Source organism: Bacillus sp. T17B1, from assembly GCF_026796395.1.
In the GTDB taxonomy this organism is placed as follows: Bacteria; Bacillota; Bacilli; order Bacillales; family Bacillaceae; genus Bacillus; species Bacillus spizizenii_A.
Genome location: NZ_JALAYA010000019.1, coordinates 18,284 through 35,292 on the forward strand (window position 1 = coordinate 18,284; position 17,009 = coordinate 35,292).

Below are 17,009 nucleotides of genomic sequence, written 5' to 3' on the forward strand. Positions count from 1 at the left end.
TCACCTCTTCACTGTTCTAAAGTATGCAGTTTTGCCTTCCCAATGTGACGTGATGGATTCTTCTGCAGCCAACACATCAAGATGCCCTGCCGTTTCTGACATCGTTAAAAATAATTCCTTTTCATACACAGCAGGAAAAAGCTGCTGACAGACCTGAAAAGCGGTCAACGGCTTTTCATCCAGCATGCGCCGCACATCCTCCGTCCTGTTCCTTTGCTTGTCAAAACGCTTCTCAATCAGCGCCTGTACATTGGTAATCGTTTCACCGTGACCGGGAAACACGATTGTTGGCTCAAGTTCTGACAGCCTTCGCAAAGACCGCTGATAATCGACTAAAGGCTTTGACCTTATGTCTCCCGCTTTCGGTGCTTCTATAATGGGATTAGACGAGCTGTTGGCCAGCAGAAGATCGCCTCCAAGCATCCTCCCGCTTTTTTCATGGAAAAGAACGATATGCGACTCAGCATGTCCAGGCATCTCCAAAACAGACCAGCCTTTAAGTCCATCGATCCTCATCCCTTCTCTGACTGTTTTCGTCAGGGATCTCGTACAGGAAAATGCGTACGCAGACCGAATCAGCTTGTCCGCCTTTCCCGTATCAAATGGAACGCCTAATTCAGGCAGCAGCTTTTGAAAAAAACGTTTTTGCCAATCCATATAAGTTTGATCTCGGCTGATATAAGGTTCGTTGAACGGATGCCCAATCACTTCGATTCCATCAGAAAAAACATCAAGCAAGCCGGCATGATCAGCGTGATGGTGAGTCAGTACAACCTGCTCAATATCTGACATTTTCACGTTTAAAGCGGCAAGCTGCTCTTGAAGGGCTGCAGCAGCCTCTTTTGTATTCGGTCCCACATCGATAAGTGTCAGCGCATCACCTTTTACTAGATAAACGATAACATCACCGACAGCAAATGGTGTCGGGACGCGGATCGTAATTACATCTGCAGTTGTCATCCTATTGCTCCTTGTCTTCATTCATTATTCATATTTTAGCTTTTTCTCGTTCTTGTGTCATTATTGCTGAATGAGAACGGCCTTTTTGAAAAAGCTATTGACATTAGCTTGTCCGCCATTGCATAATGAACAACAAACTAAATCGATAATCATTGGAACGCTATGACGAGGATTAGTATACAAGACAATGGCCAAAGAGAGCGACACCCCCGGCTGAAAGGTATTGCGGCCCGTTTGTTTGTAGAACCTGCCCTCAAGTCGCGGTTAGGTAAACCTAAACGTTTTTTCCCGCGTTACGGGATTTGAGCTGAGCACAATTTGTGCTAATGAGGGTGGTACCGCGAACCTTTTCGTCCTTTACGTGATGAAAAGGTTTTTTGTTGTTCTGATAAAGGAGGATATCAATGAAAAAGATAGGATTTGTCGGCGCCGGGTCCATGGCAGAAGCAATGATCAACGGTATTTTGCAAAGCGGCATCACAAGACCCGAACATATCTATATCACAAACCGCTCAAATGACGAGCGTCTGACTGAATTAAAGGAGACGTACGGCGTGCGTCCATGCAGAGATAAAAATGAGTTTTTCACTCACACCGATATCATCATCCTCGCTTTTAAACCAAAGGACGCGGCGGAAAGCATTGACAGCATCCGTCCGTATATCAAGGAGCAGCTTGTAATATCAGTTCTTGCAGGCCTTACCATCGAAACCATTCAGCACTATTTTGCCAGAAAGCTCGCGGTCATTCGCGTCATGCCTAATACTTCAGCAGCCATCAGAAAATCGGCAACCGGATTTTCTGTGAGCACTGAAGCAAGCCAGGATGATATCACCGCTGCAAAAGCTTTATTAGAAACAATCGGTGATGCCACACTGGTTGAGGAACGCCATCTTGACGCTGTCACAGCGATCGCCGGCAGCGGTCCAGCCTACGTGTACCGTTATATTGAGGCAATGGGAAAAGCGGCGCAAAAAGTAGGATTGGATGAGGCAACAGCAAAAGCACTCATTATGCAGACTATGGCAGGGGCAACAGAAATGCTCCTCCAAAGCGGCAAACAGCCTGCACAGCTTCGGAAGGAAATCACGAGCCCGGGGGGCACAACTGAGGCAGGCCTTCGCGCTTTACAGGACTCCCGCTTTGAAGAAGCGATTATTCACTGTATTGAAGAAACCGCGAAACGCAGTGCGGAAATCAAAGAGCAGTTTGCCGGTGCCGCCTTAGAGAAGCATTCATAGATATAAGCCAAAGACAGAGGGCCCTGTGCCTTCTGTCTTTGGTGTTTCCTAAAACAGCTGGCCGGCAGTTTCTGATTGTTTTAATAACGCGGAGATCGTAAATGAAAGCAAGTCCGGAAGCACTTCAAAGGAATAAGGCATATACAGTCTTTCCGTCCATTTGTGCGGGTCTTTTCCAGCCGGACCTACATTTAAAACCGATACATATAAAGCCTGATCTTTACCGCTTGGCAGTGAATATCCTCTGTTAAAGAGCGGCATATTGCTTGTGTACGCATTAACCTCTTGCTTTTCCAGCTGTAGATAGCTTAAGTCTGAAAGTCCGGGGAAATACTGCACCTCCCGTAACGCTATGCCGTACCTGTCAGCAGCATAATGCATAAGCTGATCAGCTGTATTCCTGATCAATGGATCGTCCTTTGAAGAAACCGCCGGATAAAACGGCGGGCTGTAAAAAAGAACAATGAGCGGCGCATCCTCCTTACAGAGCGAAGCAAGCTCAGATACAATTCGGGTCGAAAAATCCCTGTCTCCAAGATCTCCCCTGTTGGAAAAGGCATAATTAAGAACCCGCTCGGTTTCCGAGTTTCCAACACGCCTTTTTGCACGTACGACCAGCTCATCAAATGTCAAAACAGTGACAGTGCGTTCAATCGGCTGAAATGACTCAAATTGCTGAAAATCCTGTGTTTTCTTTCGAATGTTCGCGGTTATTTCCTCCGCCGCCTGTTCTGCGGTTTTAAGCAGCATCTGATGCAGTTCACTGGCCGATCGTTTCATGGACAGCACATTAAATAACGTGACAGCTGTATGTGGTGTCTGAACAGAATACGCCTCTTTCAAGTCCTTTTGCATTAAATTTACCGGCGGCGGAGTGACTTCACCTTCAACCTTCTCGCAATAATCAGCATTCAGTTCAAGCAAGCGGTTCAACTCAGATACCATTAAATTTGCGTTTACGCCTGAAAACGGCTCTCCGACATGAGTTTCAATCCCCTTGCAGAAAAACCCCGCAAGTACCTTGCCAATGCTTCCGGAGTAAAAATATTGCTGCTGGTCGCCGGGAAATTTTTCAAACATCGGTTCGGCATTCAGGCAAGCTGTTAATGTGATATCATGCTTTTTCTCCATTTCCTTCAGTACAGGAACAGCTTCAATCATGCCTTTCGAATTTGCTTCCTCGTCAGGAACCGTAATCAACAGCAGATTTCCTTCAAACTGGCCGTCCATCGCCCGCTCCAGCATCGACAGCTGAACAGCGAGCCCCGCTTTCATATCCATCGTCCCTCTTCCAAACAGCCAGTCGCCGCTTTCAGCGTCTGTTCGCACATGTTCCGGAAGGAGCTCTTTTTTCTCTAAAAAAGAGCTCAAAAGCTCAGCGGGCTTACATGCCATATGCTTGAACTCTCCGTAGTCCTCTATGTCCACGACATCAAAATGGCTCAGCAAAAGCACTGTCTTTTTGACATTCTTCTTTTTGACAAGAGCCGTTAGAAAGGATCTGCCGTCATCCATCGGATGAAGTGTTACATCCTCAGGATGTGTTTGAAAATAAGGCTTGTCTTTCAAAATAAAATAAAGATATTCTGCAAGTGCTGCCTCTCCCTTCGAACCGGTGATGCTTTCGTATTGCACAAGAGAAGTTAAAAGGGTCAGCAATTCGTCTTTCGTCTGCCAATTCATCGATCTCCGCCCCTCCTTTGTATAAAAACGCTTCTAGCCTGAAAAATAAGATGATTCCCTGTCTATTATACCGAAATATGTAACAAAACGGATCTTTTGAGCAGTTTATATGACGGGAAAGAAATCACTTGATATAATCAACCTCTAAAAACCTTACGGGAGGCGAAAGAAATGGCCAGAACATTATTCACACCGATAACAATTAAAGATATGACATTAAAAAACCGCATCGTCATGTCGCCAATGTGCATGTATTCTTCTCATGAAAAGGACGGAAAATTGACGCCGTTCCACATGGCGCATTACATATCTCGAGCAATCGGCCAGGTCGGACTGATTATTGTGGAGGCATCAGCGGTAAATCCTCAAGGACGAATCACAGACCAAGACTTAGGAATTTGGAGCGATGAGCATATCGAAGGCTTTGCCAAACTGACTGAGCAGGTCAAAGAACAAGGCTCAAAAATCGGCATTCAGCTTGCCCACGCCGGACGTAAAGCAGAGCTTGAAGGAGATATTTTCGCTCCATCGGCGATTGCGTTTGACGACCAATCAGCAACACCTGTAGAAATGTCAGCAGAAAAAATAAAAGAAACGATCCAGGAGTTCAAACAAGCGGCAGTACGCGCAAAAGAAGCCGGCTTTGATGTGATTGAAATTCATGCGGCGCACGGATATTTAATTCACGAATTTCTATCTCCGCTTTCCAATCACCGCACAGATGAATACGGCGGCTCACCAGAAAACCGCTATCGATTCTTAAGAGAAGTCATCGATGAAGTCAAACAAGTGTGGGACGGCCCTTTATTTGTCCGTGTATCTGCTTCTGACTATACGGACAAAGGCTTAGACATCGCTGATCACATCGGGTTTGCAAAATGGATGAAGGAGCAAGGTGTTGATTTAATTGACTGCAGTTCAGGCGCCCTTGTTCAAGCAGACATTAACGTATTCCCTGGCTATCAGGTCAGCTTCGCTGAGAAAATCCGTGAACAAGCTGACATGGCAACTGGTGCTGTCGGCATGATTACAAACGGTTCAATGGCTGAAGAAATTCTGCAAAATGGACGTGCCGACCTCATCTTTATCGGCAGAGAGCTTTTGCGTGATCCATTCTTTGCAAGAACTGCTGCGAAACAGCTCAATACAGAGATTCCAGCCCCTGTGCAATACGAAAGAGGCTGGTAATGCCCAAAAGAGATATCCTCAACCGGATATCTCTTTTTTTATTTTAAGAGAAACGATCAGCTCAGGTTCTCCGTCTCCCTAGTAGAACCAATTAGAGGAGATGACTCCAATGAACTCAGCTTGGATGGAAAAGACATATAAGATTGACGGATGTTCATTCCATACACAACACCGGAGAGGATCAAGCGGTGTAACGATTGTCTTTGAGGCCGGCTACGGTACTTCTTCAGAGACATGGAAACCATTAATGGAGGACATTGATGATGAATTTGGCATTTTCACATATGATCGGGCAGGAATAGGGAAAAGCGGGCAAAGCAGAGCTAAACGAACAGCTGAACAAAAGGTGAACGAATTGGAGAGTTTGCTTAAAGCAGCGGATGTAAAACCTCCATATCTGGCTGTTTCACATTCATACGGAGCTGTCATCACCGGCTTATGGGCCTGCAAAAACAGGTGCGATATTATCGGCATGGTCCTCCTTGATCCAGCTTTAGGAGATTGCGCAGGCTTCTCTTTTATTCCTGAAGAAATGCAAAAAGCATATGCAAGAAAGGTAATGCTTGAAGGTACACATGCAGAGTTTTCTAGAAGCCTGCGGGAACTCAAACAGCGGCAAGTCCATTTAGGAAACATGCCTCTTATTGTATTGTCATCAGGTGAACGGACTGAGAAATTCGCTGCTGAACAGGAGTGGCAAAACCTGCACACCAGCATCTTGTCTCTTTCGAATCAAAGCAGCTGGATTCAAGCTAAAAACAGCTCGCATAACATTCATCATGATGAACCTCATATTGTTCATTTAGCTATTTATGACGTGTGGTGCGCAGCATGCCAGCAGGCCGCTCCTCTTTACCAGGCAGTCAATTAACATAAAAAAGACCGGGCCGTAAAACGCCCGGTCTTCCTTTGTTATTTTGTTTCACGATGAAGGGTATATTTCTTTAAACGCGGTGAATATTTTTTTAGCTCTAAACGGTCTGGGTTGGTGCGTTTATTTTTTGTTGTGATGTAATTTCGGTCTCCCGTTTCAGTGCAAGCTAAAGTAACATTGACTCTCATATTAACATCTCCTCACAAAGCGTAATGATTACGTTTTATTATACAACGTAATTACAGATTGTCAAATAAAAACGATTCCTTCACCCCCGCGGGACGTTTACCTCTAAGAAATCATACGCCGCCACGCTGTTTGGGAAAACATCAGCCGCTTCTTTTTGAAGCTCCAGAGAGGCATCACCCTGATATCTGGCACTGATATGGGTTAAAATGAGCTTCTTCACCTCAGCTTCCTTCGCTGTTACAGCCGCTTGTTCCGTTGTACTATGGTAATAATCATAAGCAAGTTTCCGATCTTCCTTAGCGAAGGTTGCTTCATGAACAAGCACATCACAATCCCGTGCAAGCTCTTTTAACTTATCACTTACTCTCGTATCACCCGAAAACACCACAGCCCTGCCCTTTTTAGGAGGCTCCAGAAAATCATTCCCATCGATGATGCGCCCGTCTTCAAGCGTTACCGTTTCGCCTTTTTTAATTCTTTGGTACACAGGGCCGGGTGGGATGTTCATTTCTTTTAATACATCGGCCTTTAGGGAACCTGGTACATCCTTTTCCTGCACACGGTACCCGAACGCTTCTACTCCATGAATAACAGATACTGCTGTGACCATAAACTGATCGTCTTCAAACACAATTCCTTCTTCAATTTCCTTGATCACAAGCGGATATGTCAAATGGGTTTTCGTGACGGCAAGGCTTGTTTCAATAAAAGCCTTGATCCCTTTAGGCCCGTACACCGTCAGCTCGTCCTCTCCCCCTTGAAAGGAACGGCTCCCCAGAAGACCTGGAAGCCCGTATACATGATCACCGTGCATGTGGGTGATGAAGATTTTTTCTATTTTACGAGGTTTAATCGTTGTATGTAAAATTTGATGCTGCGTGGCTTCCCCGCAGTCAAACAGCCATACAGAACGCCTTTCTTCAAGCAATTTTAATGCCACCGACGTTACGTTTCTCGCCTTAGCGGGAATGCCGGCTCCCGTCCCTAAAAAAAGTAATTCCACGTTTCCTTCCTCCTACTAGAACTAGTTACCTACAAGAATACAGGATCAGGCGCAAAATGTGAATCTTGCCTCTTAGAGGAACAACCCTTTTGTTCTAGAAACATTTTTACGGCATTCTGCAAAAAAAGGGCTTAAATGTTTGCTTTCGTTGAATTTTAGATTTAAAATGAAGGAAATATACGGGGTGTACTAAAATAAAGCTTCGAATAAAGTGAGGTACTTTTAGTGAAAACAAACCAACAACCAAAAGCAGTCATTGTTATATTCGGCGCAACTGGAGATTTAGCAAAACGAAAACTGTATCCGTCTATTCACCGTTTATATCAAAACGGACAAATCGGAGAAGAGTTTGCAGTTGTAGGAGTTGGAAGAAGACCTTGGTCCAATGAGGATCTTCGCCAAACCGTTAAAACATCCATTTCCTCATCTGCAGATAAACATATAGATGATTTCACGTCTCATTTTTACTATCACCCGTTTGACGTGACAAACCCTGGCTCTTATCAAGAGCTTAACGTATTGCTTAACCAGTTGGAAGATACATATCAAATTCCGAACAACAGAATGTTCTACCTAGCAATGGCTCCTGAATTCTTCGGGACAATTGCAAAAACATTAAAATCAGAAGGTGTTACAGCAACAACAGGCTGGTCCCGCCTTGTCATTGAAAAGCCGTTCGGCCATGATCTGCCAAGCGCACAGGCACTGAACAAAGAAATCCGCGAAGCATTTACGGAAGATCAAATTTACAGAATCGACCATTATCTAGGCAAACAAATGGTTCAAAACATTGAAGTGATTCGATTTGCCAATGCGATTTTCGAACCGCTTTGGACAAACCGCTACATCTCAAACATTCAAATTACATCTAGTGAATCACTTGGCGTCGAAGACCGTGCAAGATATTACGAAAAATCAGGCGCCCTGCGCGATATGGTACAAAACCACATTATGCAGATGGTCGCCCTTCTTGCAATGGAGCCGCCGATCAAATTGAACACAGAAGAAATCAGAAGCGAAAAAGTAAAGGTTCTGAGAGCACTGCGCCCGATTGCAAAAGACGAAGTGGATGAGTACTTTGTGCGCGGACAATATCAAGCCGGTGAAATGAACGGTGTATCGGTTCCTGCTTATACAGATGAAGATAATGTCGCTCCTGACTCAAATACAGAAACCTTTGTTGCAGGCAAGCTCTTGATCGACAACTTCAGATGGGCCGGTGTTCCATTCTATATCCGAACCGGAAAACGAATGAAAGAAAAGTCCACAAAAATCGTCGTTCAATTTAAGGACATTCCGATGAACCTGTACTACGGCAATGAAAACAACATGAATCCGAACTTGCTCGTCATCCATATTCAGCCTGACGAAGGCATTACGCTATACTTAAATGCTAAAAAGCTTGGGGGAGCAGCACATGCACAGCCTATTAAACTCGATTACTGCAGCAATTGCAATGATGAGTTGAACACCCCTGAAGCGTATGAAAAACTTATTCATGACTGTCTTCTTGGCGATGCAACAAACTTTGCACACTGGGATGAAGTTGCCCTTTCTTGGAGCTTTGTTGATTCCATTTCTGAAACATGGGAAGCAAACAAAACCTTGTCTCCTAACTACGAGTCAGGCTCTATGGGGCCGAAAGAATCAGATGATCTTTTGGCGAAAGACGGCTTGCACTGGTGGAATATATAATACGCAAAAGCCGAAAATGCTTATGAGCATTTTCGGCTTTTTTCAGCTGTCAAGACTGCCTTATCCCTTAAGATATGTAACATTCAATAAAAACCCCCTAAGCCCTAAGGCTTCGGGGGTTTTTATTGATTACTTCATCCATTCGGTATGGAAGATACCCTCTTTATCTGTACGCTCATAAGTATGGGCGCCAAAGTAGTCACGCTGCGCTTGGATTAAGTTTGCAGGCAGGACAGCTGTGCGGTAGCTGTCATAGTAAGCTAAAGCGCTTGAGAATGACGGCACTGGCACACCTTGGGCAACTGCAAGTGAAATCACTTGGCGAAGCGCTCCTTGGTAGCTTTCTACAATATTTTTGAAGTAGCTGTCAAGAAGAAGGTTGTCAAGCTCAGGTTCGCGATCGTAAGCTTCTTTGATCTTCTGAAGGAACGCTGCGCGGATGATGCAGCCGCCGCGGAAGATCATAGCGATTTCGCCGTATTTCAGATCCCAGTTATATTCTTCAGAAGCAGCTTTCATTTGGGCAAATCCTTGCGCGTAAGAACAGATTTTACTCATGAACAGCGCTTTTCTGACCGCTTCAATCAGCTCTTCTTTATTTTCTGTAACAGGCTTCACGTCTGGTCCTGAAAGAAGGCCGCTCGCTTTCACACGCTCTTCCTTCATAGCTGAGATAAAGCGCGCGAATACAGACTCAGTAATAATCGGAAGCGGAACACCTAAGTCAAGCGCACTTTGGCTTGTCCATTTTCCTGTTCCTTTTTGTCCTGCTTTATCAAGAATCACATCAACAAGCGGTTTGCCTGTCTCTTCGTCTTTTTTTGTGAAGATGTCGGCTGTAATCTCAATCAGGTAACTGTCAAGCTCGCCTTTATTCCATTCAGCGAAAACTTCATGAAGCTCATCAGCTGAAAGGCCTAGCACCTGTTTCAAAATGAAGTAAGATTCAGAGATCAGCTGCATATCTCCGTATTCAATACCGTTATGCACCATTTTTACATAATGGCCGGCACCGTCTGGACCGATATATGTCGTACAAGGTTCTCCGTCAACTTTTGCAGAAATCGCTTCAAGAATCGGCTTCACAAGCTCATGTGCTTCTTTTTGTCCGCCAGGCATGATAGAAGGCCCTTTAAGCGCTCCTTCTTCTCCGCCCGAAACACCTGTTCCGATAAAGTGAATGCCGCTTTCAGCGAGTTCTTTGTTACGGCGCTGTGTGTCTTTATAGTATGTGTTTCCGCCGTCAATTAAAATATCATCCTTCTCTAGATGAGGAAGAAGAGATTGAATTGTCGCATCTGTTGCAGCTCCCGCTTTAACCATTAATAAGATTTTGCGCGGTGTTTCCAAGGATTGGACAAACTCTTCAATGCTGTATGTGCCAACAACATTTTTTCCTTTTGCCTCCTGCAAAAACTCCTCAGTTTTACTGCTTGATCTGTTGTAAACAGAAACAGAAAATCCCCGGCTTTCGATATTTAAAGCCAGATTTTTACCCATGACCGCAAGCCCGATAACTCCGATTTGTTGTTTTGACATATTCTAACGTCCCTTCTGCAAACGTTTTAATCATTTTAAAATTTAAATTAAAATAAAATGATATTTATAATAAAGAAATTACCATACATTCACCCTGTTTTTCAAGCTATTCAACTTTTCTTTTCATCCTGAAAAAAATCCTTATTAAAGCTTGTTCCCTTTGTTTTGCTCTCCTCTTTTTTTACCCTTGCCCCTTTTCTGATCAGCTTGGCACCGTACTTTTCATTCAGCTTTTCCATCATCTGCTGAATGGGCTCATCCTTCGCATCTTCATTAAAATTGAACAAATCAAGCTGCTTATAAGCCTGTTCTTTTTCTACTAAATCCGTTCCGGTAATGCCAAGCAGCCTGACAGGATTTTTATTCCAATGTTTTAAAAAGAGGTGCTCCGCTTCTTTCATAATCTCATTTTTTTGATCGATCGGATTTTTCAGCGTGATGCTTCTGGTGATGGTTTTCCAATCTGCATATCTAATCATAATAAAAAGCTTCGAAGCCATGACTTCCTTGCGCTGTAAGCGGTCACTCACGGAAGCCGCAAGCCTTCTGAAAACGCCTAACAGCTCTTCTTCATCACTGGAATCATGTGAAAGTGTCGATGAATTGCCGACGCTTTTAAATTCGTAAATGCGCTCCGGGTCAACTGGCGCATGATGAATGCCATTTGCTTTATTTTTAAGGCGCGGCCCATTGATGCCAAGCAGACGCTTCAGCGAGTGTTCATCAGCTGCTGCTAACTCTCCAATCGTATGGATGCCGAGTCCCTTTAGCTTTTCCGCTGTCTTTTTGCCAACTCCGTGCATCTCTCCCACAGGAAGCGGCCAAAGGATATCAGGTACTTGTCTCTTTCTTAAAATCGTGATGCCAAGCGGTTTTTTCATATCAGACGCCATCTTTGCGAGAAACTTATTCGGCGCGATCCCTATGCTTGACGGAAGCAACAGCTCTTTTTGCAGCCTGCTTTGGATTTCTTTTGCCGTCTCAAGAGCGCGGCTGCTGTATGGTGTCTCGGTCATATCCATATAGCCTTCGTCGATGGAGACAGGCTCCACCAGGTCAGTATATTCGCGGAGAATGTTAAACATCGCTCTTGAGGAGCTTCTATAGCGGTCAAAGTTCGGCGGAAGAACGATGAGCTCAGGACAATTCCGCTTCGCTTCCCAAACCGGCATCGTTGTTTTGACGCCGCGCGCTCTTGCTTCGTAGCTGCATGTTACCACGATGCCCTTTCGCTCCTTTACGTTTCCCGCAACTGCGACCGGCTTCCCCCGGAGAGCTGGATCATATGCCATTTCCACCGATGCATAGAAGCTATTCATATCAATATGGAAAATAATTCGGCTCTTCCCCTGCATAAACAAATCTCCTTTTCGTTCATTAGACAACGGCTTGTACATATAGTAAAATGAAGGTATTGAATGGATGTGATTACAATGTTTGTGGAATCGATAAATGATGTTTTATTCTTAGTCGATTTTTTCACAATTATTCTTCCGGCTCTGACGGCAATCGGGATTGCATTTCTCCTACGAGAGTGCCGTGCCGGCGAGCAATGGAAATCAAAACGAACAGATGAACACCAGACGGTCTTTCACATTAATCGAACAGACTTTCTTATTATTATATATCATCGCATTACAACATGGATACGTAAAGTCTTCCGCATGAATTCGCCTGTAAATGATGATGAAGACGTCAGTTCCCTTCTTTTATAAACCGCATTTATAAAAAGGAGGAGAACAAAATTGTTAAAAACATATCAAAAACTTTTGGCTATGGGTATCTTTTTGATCGTATTATGCTCGGGCAATCCTGCGTTTGCGGCGACTCATCAGGTGGGAGGCCTCAGTAACGTCGGGTTTTTCCATGATTATTTAATCGAACCGTTTTCCGCTCTGCTTAAGGGTGTTGCCGGGCTGTTTCACGGAGAATACGGACTGTCTATTATTCTCGTCACCATTATTGTGCGTGTCGTTGTACTGCCTTTGTTTGTCAATCAGTTTAAAAAACAGCGCATATTCCAAGAGAAAATGGCAGTTATTAAACCTCAGGTTGACAGCATTCAGGCCAAATTGAAAAAAACGAAGGACCCGGAAAAGCAAAAAGAACTGCAAACGGAAATGATGAAGCTTTATCAAGAGCACAATATTAATCCGCTTGCCATGGGGTGTCTCCCAATGCTGATTCAGTTTCCTATTGTGATTGGATTTTATTACGCGATTCGCTCTACACCTGAAATTGCGTCACACTCGTTTTTATGGTTCAGTTTAGGACAATCTGACATTCTCGTGTCTCTTAGTGCGGGAGCTATGTACTTTATCCAGGCCTATGTCGCTCAAAAACTGAGTGCGAAATATTCTGCTGTCCCGCAAAACCCGGCGGCGCAGCAATCTGCAAAACTGATGGTGTTCATCTTCCCTGTGATGATGACGATTTTCTCACTTAATGTTCCGGCAGCTCTTCCGCTGTACTGGTTCACAAGCGGGCTGTTCCTGACAGTGCAAAACATTATCCTTCAGATGACACATCATAAAACTAAAAAAACCGCCGCTCTAACTGAGCCGGTGAAATAATGAAACAACCCCGAGCGAAAAGCCGGGGTTGTTTTTTGTTTCGCCGCGCCCTTTTCTGTCATGGCTGAGGCGAAAATGGGCCACCCTAAAAAACAGCCTTATCGTTTAAAAAGAAGAAAATCGGGAATACCTTACTCACACCCAACTGAAAGGAAGATATACGTGACGGAACGCTTTCAGCAAAAAAATATTTCTGTTCCTGAGGGAATGTGGTTCATGAGACAAACATGGAATGATGTCTTATTTGCACACTGGCCTGTTGATGTTTCTATCCTTCGGGCTATGATTCCGCCGGTTTTAGAGTTAGATACATATAACGGACAAGCTTGGATCAGCATGCTTCCCTTTATGCTCACAAACCTGAGGGCGCGTTTTCTCCCTGCCATTCCCGGTGCACGTGCATTTCCTGAGCTTAACCTCCGCACCTATGTCACGTATAAGGGCAAGCCCGGCATTTATTTTTTCAGCTTAGATGCTGATCATCAGCTGGCGGTCCTGGGCGCTCGCACGTTCTTTCATTTGCCATATTTCTACGCGGATATGAAAGCTGAAAAAAACGGTGATGGCATTGACTATGTCAGCAAGCGGAGAGACGATGGAAAAGCAGCATTCTGCGCCGCATACCGGCCTATTTCAGCTCCTTTTACAGCGGAAGAGAATTCGCTCAATTATTGGCTGACGGAACGATACAGACTCTACACCACTTATCGATACAAGCTCTTTTACGAAGACATTCATCATCATCCTTGGCTGCTACAAAATGCCGAGGCCGAGTTTTCAGTCAATACGGTAGCTGAAGCCCACAACATATCATTGCCAGATTCAGGCCCCTTGCTTCATTACGCTAAAAAACAGGACGTATTATTTTGGCCGTTTAGGAAATGGCGCTGAATGCAAAAAAACCCGATGCGGGCAAGCGCACTCGGGTTTTCTTTTTTATTTTGCCGCCTCTTCAATAATGGCAACAACCATTTCTGCCGTTTTAACGAGTTCTTCGATCGGCATTTTTTCATTTTTTGTATGAATTTGCTCATAACCGACAGCAAGATTGACCGTCGGGATGCCATGACCTGCGATTACGTTCGCATCGCTTCCGCCGCCGCTTGTTTGCAGCTCGCTTGGACGTCCGATTTTAGCTGCCGCTTTTTTCGCGATTTCAACAACTTGGTCGCCGTCTTGATATTTGAAGCCTGGATACATGACTTCAATTTCGACTTCTGCGCGCCCGCCCATATCAGCAGCGGCCGCTTCAAAAGCAGCTTTCATCTTTTGAACCTGAGCTTCCATCTTCTCAGGAACTAAAGAGCGTGCTTCAGCTAGAATATGGACTTCGTCGCATACAATGTTTGTTTGTGTGCCGCCTTCAAACCGGCCGATGTTTGCTGTTGTTTCTTCATCAATACGGCCCAATGGCATTTTTGAAATAGCCTTGCTAGCGATTGTTATGGCTGAAATGCCTTTTTCAGGTTCAACCCCGGCGTGTGCGGTTTTCCCGTAAATTGCCGCTCTAACCTTCGCTTGTGTCGGCGCAGCCACAATGATATTTCCGACTTTCCCGTCTGAGTCAAGGGCATAGCCGTAGGATGCCGTGATCATAGAACGGTCAAGCGCCTTCGCTCCGATCAGGCCTGATTCTTCGCCTACTGTAATGATGAATTCAATTGTGCCATGTTCAATGTTTTCTTCTTTCAGCACTTTAATCGCTTCAAACATGGCAGCCAGTCCCGCTTTATCATCGGCGCCTAAAATTGTAGTGCCGTCTGTTTTGACATAACCGTTCTCTACAACCGGTTTTACGCCGTTTCCGGGTACAACTGTGTCCATATGAGATGTGAAATAGATCGTATCTGTTTCTTTTGTTCCTTTTAATGTGCAGATCAGGTTTCCGGCTCCGTGGCCAGTGATATCCATTGTATCGTCTTCTTTAACGTCTACACCTAAATCAGAAAATTTTTGTTTCAGCACTTTGCAGATTTCTGCTTCGTGTTTTGTCTCTGAGTCAATTTGAACAAGCTCTAAAAATTCTTCCAGCAGGCGTTTTTCATTCACCATTTGTAAGTCCCTCCATGTTAAAGCGGTATGTTACCGTGCTTTTTTTTCGGTCTCTCTTCTGCCTTATGTGCAAGCATGTAAAAAGCTTGGATCAGTCTTTTCCTAGATTCTTCCGGCGAAATGATGTCATCAACCATTCCGCAGGCCGCCGCTGTGTATGGGCCGGCGTTTTGCTTTTTGTATTCAGCTGTTTTTTCTCGTTTTGTCTTTTGCGGGTCGGCTGAAGCTTTTATTTCCTTTTCATACAAAATTGATACCGCGCCTTCTGGACCCATCACTGCGATTTCAGCATTCGGCCATGCAAACACAAGGTCCGCTCCGATCGCTTTGCTGTTCATAGCGACATAGGCGCCGCCATACGCTTTTCTGATAATGAGCGTGACTTTTGGGACGGTCGCTTCTGCATAGGCAAACAATAATTTTGCTCCGTGTCTGATAATTCCGTTATGCTCCTGCTGAACACCCGGCAGAAACCCCGGAACATCCTCGACAGTTAGCAGCGGTATATCAAATGCATCACAAAAACGGATGAACCTCGCTGCTTTATCAGCAGCGTCAATCGTCAGGCTGCCCGCCAGGTGCTTTGGCTGGCTCGCAACGATGCCGATTGTTTTTTCACCCAGCCTTGCAAACCCGATGACAATGTTCTTCGCAAAAAACGGCTGAATCTCAAAAAAAGACTGCGGATCAGCCAGCTCCTTAATCACCGACCGAACATCATACGGCTTTGTCGTGTCAGCGGGCACCAGACGGTTTAATGACGGTCTGGAAGCCTCTTTCTCTGGCGTCGTCGCTGCTGTCTGGCCATTCAGCGGCAAATAAGACAGCAGCTTTTTCACTCCTGTCAGTACCTCCTTCTCCGAATGTCCGGAAAAGTGGGCGTTTCCGCTGACAGCATTATGTATTCCCGCTCCGCCTAAGCTCTCCGCATCAACCTGTTCTCCTGTCACTTTTTCAATCACCTTTGGCCCGGTAATAAACATCCGGCCGGTCTGTTCAGCCATAAATATAAAATCTGTGAGTGCCGGAGAATATACAGCGCCTCCAGCGCACGGCCCTAAAATAACCGATATTTGCGGAATGACTCCGGAATATAGCACGTTTCGGTAAAATATGTGACCGTATCCATCTAATGATACCACACCCTCTTGAATTCTCGCACCACCTGAGTCATTCAGCCCGATAATCGGCGCCTTATTTTTTGCTGCCAGGTCCATCAGAGCGCAAATTTTTTTGGCATGGGTTTCGCCAAGCGCCCCGCCGAATACTGTGAAGTCTTGCGCAAATACATATACAGATCGTCCGTCAATTGTCCCGTACCCTGTCACGACCCCATCCCCTAAAATGCGCTGTTCTTTTGTTAACACTTGACTTTCCATGAAAGGATGCAGCTCGATAAAGCTATCCTGATCAAGAAGAAACGTGATCCTTTCCCGAGCGGTGAGTTTTCCCTTTTGCAGCTGCCTTGCCAGCTTTTCATGTCCTCCGCCTTGTTCTGCCTGCCCGCGTCTCGTATATAAATGATCGATATGCTCATTCATGTTCATTGGTTTGGTCTCCTTTCGGTTCGCAAAGCTCTATAAGAACGCCGTTTGTTTCCCGCGGAGAAAGAAATGCAATCCTTTTCCTGTTTGCTCCCTGTCTCGGATACCTGTCAATTAATTGAACTTTCCGGTCAGACAATGCTTGTAGCTTTTCAGATAGGCTGTTGCACAAAAATGCAATATGATGGAGCCCCTGCCCTTTCTTCTCCAAAAATAAACGGACGGGGCTGTCAGCTGTCAACGGCTCTATCAGCTCCAGCTTGACGCTTCCTGCTTGGAAAAAAGCAACATTCACCTTTTGTTCTTCAACCGTTTCTTGATGAAGAAACACAAGCCCCAATATATCCTCATAAAAGCTTCTCGCTTCTTCTATCGAAAAAACGACTATCCCGATATGGTCAAGCCTGTTCATTTTATCCCTGCTTTCCTTCAATAGATATCGCTTGTCCGTCCATTCAAAACACGCTA

General features: G+C 45.0%; 16 protein-coding genes. 7 read left to right on the plus strand and 9 right to left on the minus strand.

The window, feature by feature from the left end; all coding sequences use genetic code 11:
- Nucleotides 1-960 (minus strand): MBL fold metallo-hydrolase, encoded by a 960-nt coding sequence (locus tag MOF34_RS09750; RefSeq protein ID WP_268400027.1) that lies wholly within the window; start codon nt 958-960, stop codon nt 1-3.
- Between the two features lie 404 nt (nt 961-1,364).
- On the opposite strand from MOF34_RS09750, the gene proC reads away from it, so the two are divergent.
- Nucleotides 1,365-2,201, plus strand: a complete 837-nt coding sequence (proC, locus tag MOF34_RS09755; RefSeq protein WP_268400028.1) for a pyrroline-5-carboxylate reductase — start codon at nt 1,365-1,367, stop codon at nt 2,199-2,201.
- 48 nt (nt 2,202-2,249) lie between these two features.
- Here proC and MOF34_RS09760 read toward each other — a convergent pair whose 3' ends face one another.
- Nucleotides 2,250-3,884 carry a M20/M25/M40 family metallo-hydrolase gene (locus MOF34_RS09760; protein WP_268400029.1) on the minus strand — a complete coding sequence of 545 codons (1,635 nt, stop codon included), beginning with the start codon at nt 3,882-3,884 and terminating at the stop codon, nt 2,250-2,252.
- Nucleotides 3,885-4,055: 171 nt separating this feature from the next.
- Between MOF34_RS09760 and namA the strand changes: the two genes are divergently transcribed.
- Nucleotides 4,056-5,072, plus strand: coding sequence for an NADPH dehydrogenase NamA (gene namA, locus MOF34_RS09765; RefSeq protein ID WP_268400030.1), 1,017 nt, complete (start codon nt 4,056-4,058; stop codon nt 5,070-5,072).
- 109 nt (nt 5,073-5,181) lie between these two features.
- Nucleotides 5,182-5,943: an alpha/beta fold hydrolase gene (locus MOF34_RS09770; RefSeq protein ID WP_268400031.1), complete on the plus strand. Its 762-nt coding sequence runs from the start codon at nt 5,182-5,184 to the stop codon at nt 5,941-5,943.
- A gap of 41 nt (nt 5,944-5,984) precedes the next feature.
- On the opposite strand, the gene rpmG is transcribed toward MOF34_RS09770, so the two are convergent.
- The gene (rpmG, locus tag MOF34_RS09775; protein ID WP_003226511.1) at nt 5,985-6,134 is read right to left on the minus strand and encodes a 50S ribosomal protein L33; all 150 of its coding nucleotides are present in this window, start codon (nt 6,132-6,134) and stop codon (nt 5,985-5,987) included.
- Between the two features lie 80 nt (nt 6,135-6,214).
- A complete protein-coding gene (gene rnz, locus MOF34_RS09780; protein ID WP_019714884.1) occupies nt 6,215-7,138 on the minus strand; it encodes a ribonuclease Z in 924 nt (307 codons plus the stop codon).
- 225 nt (nt 7,139-7,363) lie between these two features.
- Between rnz and zwf the strand changes: the two genes are divergently transcribed.
- Nucleotides 7,364-8,833, plus strand: coding sequence for a glucose-6-phosphate dehydrogenase (zwf, locus tag MOF34_RS09785; protein WP_019714885.1), 1,470 nt, complete (start codon nt 7,364-7,366; stop codon nt 8,831-8,833).
- 129 nt (nt 8,834-8,962) lie between these two features.
- Here zwf and gndA read toward each other — a convergent pair whose 3' ends face one another.
- The gene (gene gndA, locus MOF34_RS09790) at nt 8,963-10,372 is read right to left on the minus strand and encodes an NADP-dependent phosphogluconate dehydrogenase (RefSeq protein ID WP_019714886.1); all 1,410 of its coding nucleotides are present in this window, start codon (nt 10,370-10,372) and stop codon (nt 8,963-8,965) included.
- A gap of 110 nt (nt 10,373-10,482) precedes the next feature.
- The gene (locus tag MOF34_RS09795; protein WP_268400032.1) at nt 10,483-11,727 is read right to left on the minus strand and encodes a DNA polymerase IV; all 1,245 of its coding nucleotides are present in this window, start codon (nt 11,725-11,727) and stop codon (nt 10,483-10,485) included.
- A gap of 72 nt (nt 11,728-11,799) precedes the next feature.
- Between MOF34_RS09795 and mifM the strand changes: the two genes are divergently transcribed.
- The 3 genes from mifM (at nt 11,800) to MOF34_RS09810 (ending at nt 13,836) form a co-directional block, all read left to right on the plus strand.
- Nucleotides 11,800-12,087, plus strand: a complete 288-nt coding sequence (gene mifM / locus MOF34_RS09800; RefSeq protein ID WP_268400177.1) for a membrane protein insertion/folding monitor MifM — start codon at nt 11,800-11,802, stop codon at nt 12,085-12,087.
- Between the two features lie 30 nt (nt 12,088-12,117).
- Entirely contained in the window at nt 12,118-12,945 is an 828-nt protein-coding gene (locus tag MOF34_RS09805) for a membrane protein insertase YidC (protein WP_268400033.1), read from the plus strand.
- Nucleotides 12,946-13,107: 162 nt separating this feature from the next.
- Nucleotides 13,108-13,836, plus strand: coding sequence for a DUF2071 domain-containing protein (locus MOF34_RS09810; RefSeq protein WP_268400034.1), 729 nt, complete (start codon nt 13,108-13,110; stop codon nt 13,834-13,836).
- 45 nt (nt 13,837-13,881) lie between these two features.
- Here the strand turns inward: MOF34_RS09810 and MOF34_RS09815 are convergent, their stop codons facing one another.
- The 3 genes from MOF34_RS09815 to mce are packed head-to-tail and all read right to left on the minus strand — an operon-like array spanning nt 13,882 to nt 16,953.
- Entirely contained in the window at nt 13,882-14,997 is a 1,116-nt protein-coding gene (locus MOF34_RS09815; RefSeq protein ID WP_268400035.1) for a tripeptidase T, read from the minus strand.
- A gap of 17 nt (nt 14,998-15,014) precedes the next feature.
- A complete protein-coding gene (locus MOF34_RS09820) occupies nt 15,015-16,538 on the minus strand; it encodes an acyl-CoA carboxylase subunit beta (RefSeq protein WP_268400178.1) in 1,524 nt (507 codons plus the stop codon).
- A complete protein-coding gene (gene mce, locus MOF34_RS09825) occupies nt 16,531-16,953 on the minus strand; it encodes a methylmalonyl-CoA epimerase (RefSeq protein WP_268400036.1) in 423 nt (140 codons plus the stop codon). Before mce ends, MOF34_RS09820 begins: the two co-directional genes overlap by 8 nt.
- Nucleotides 16,954-17,009 lie beyond the last annotated feature (56 nt).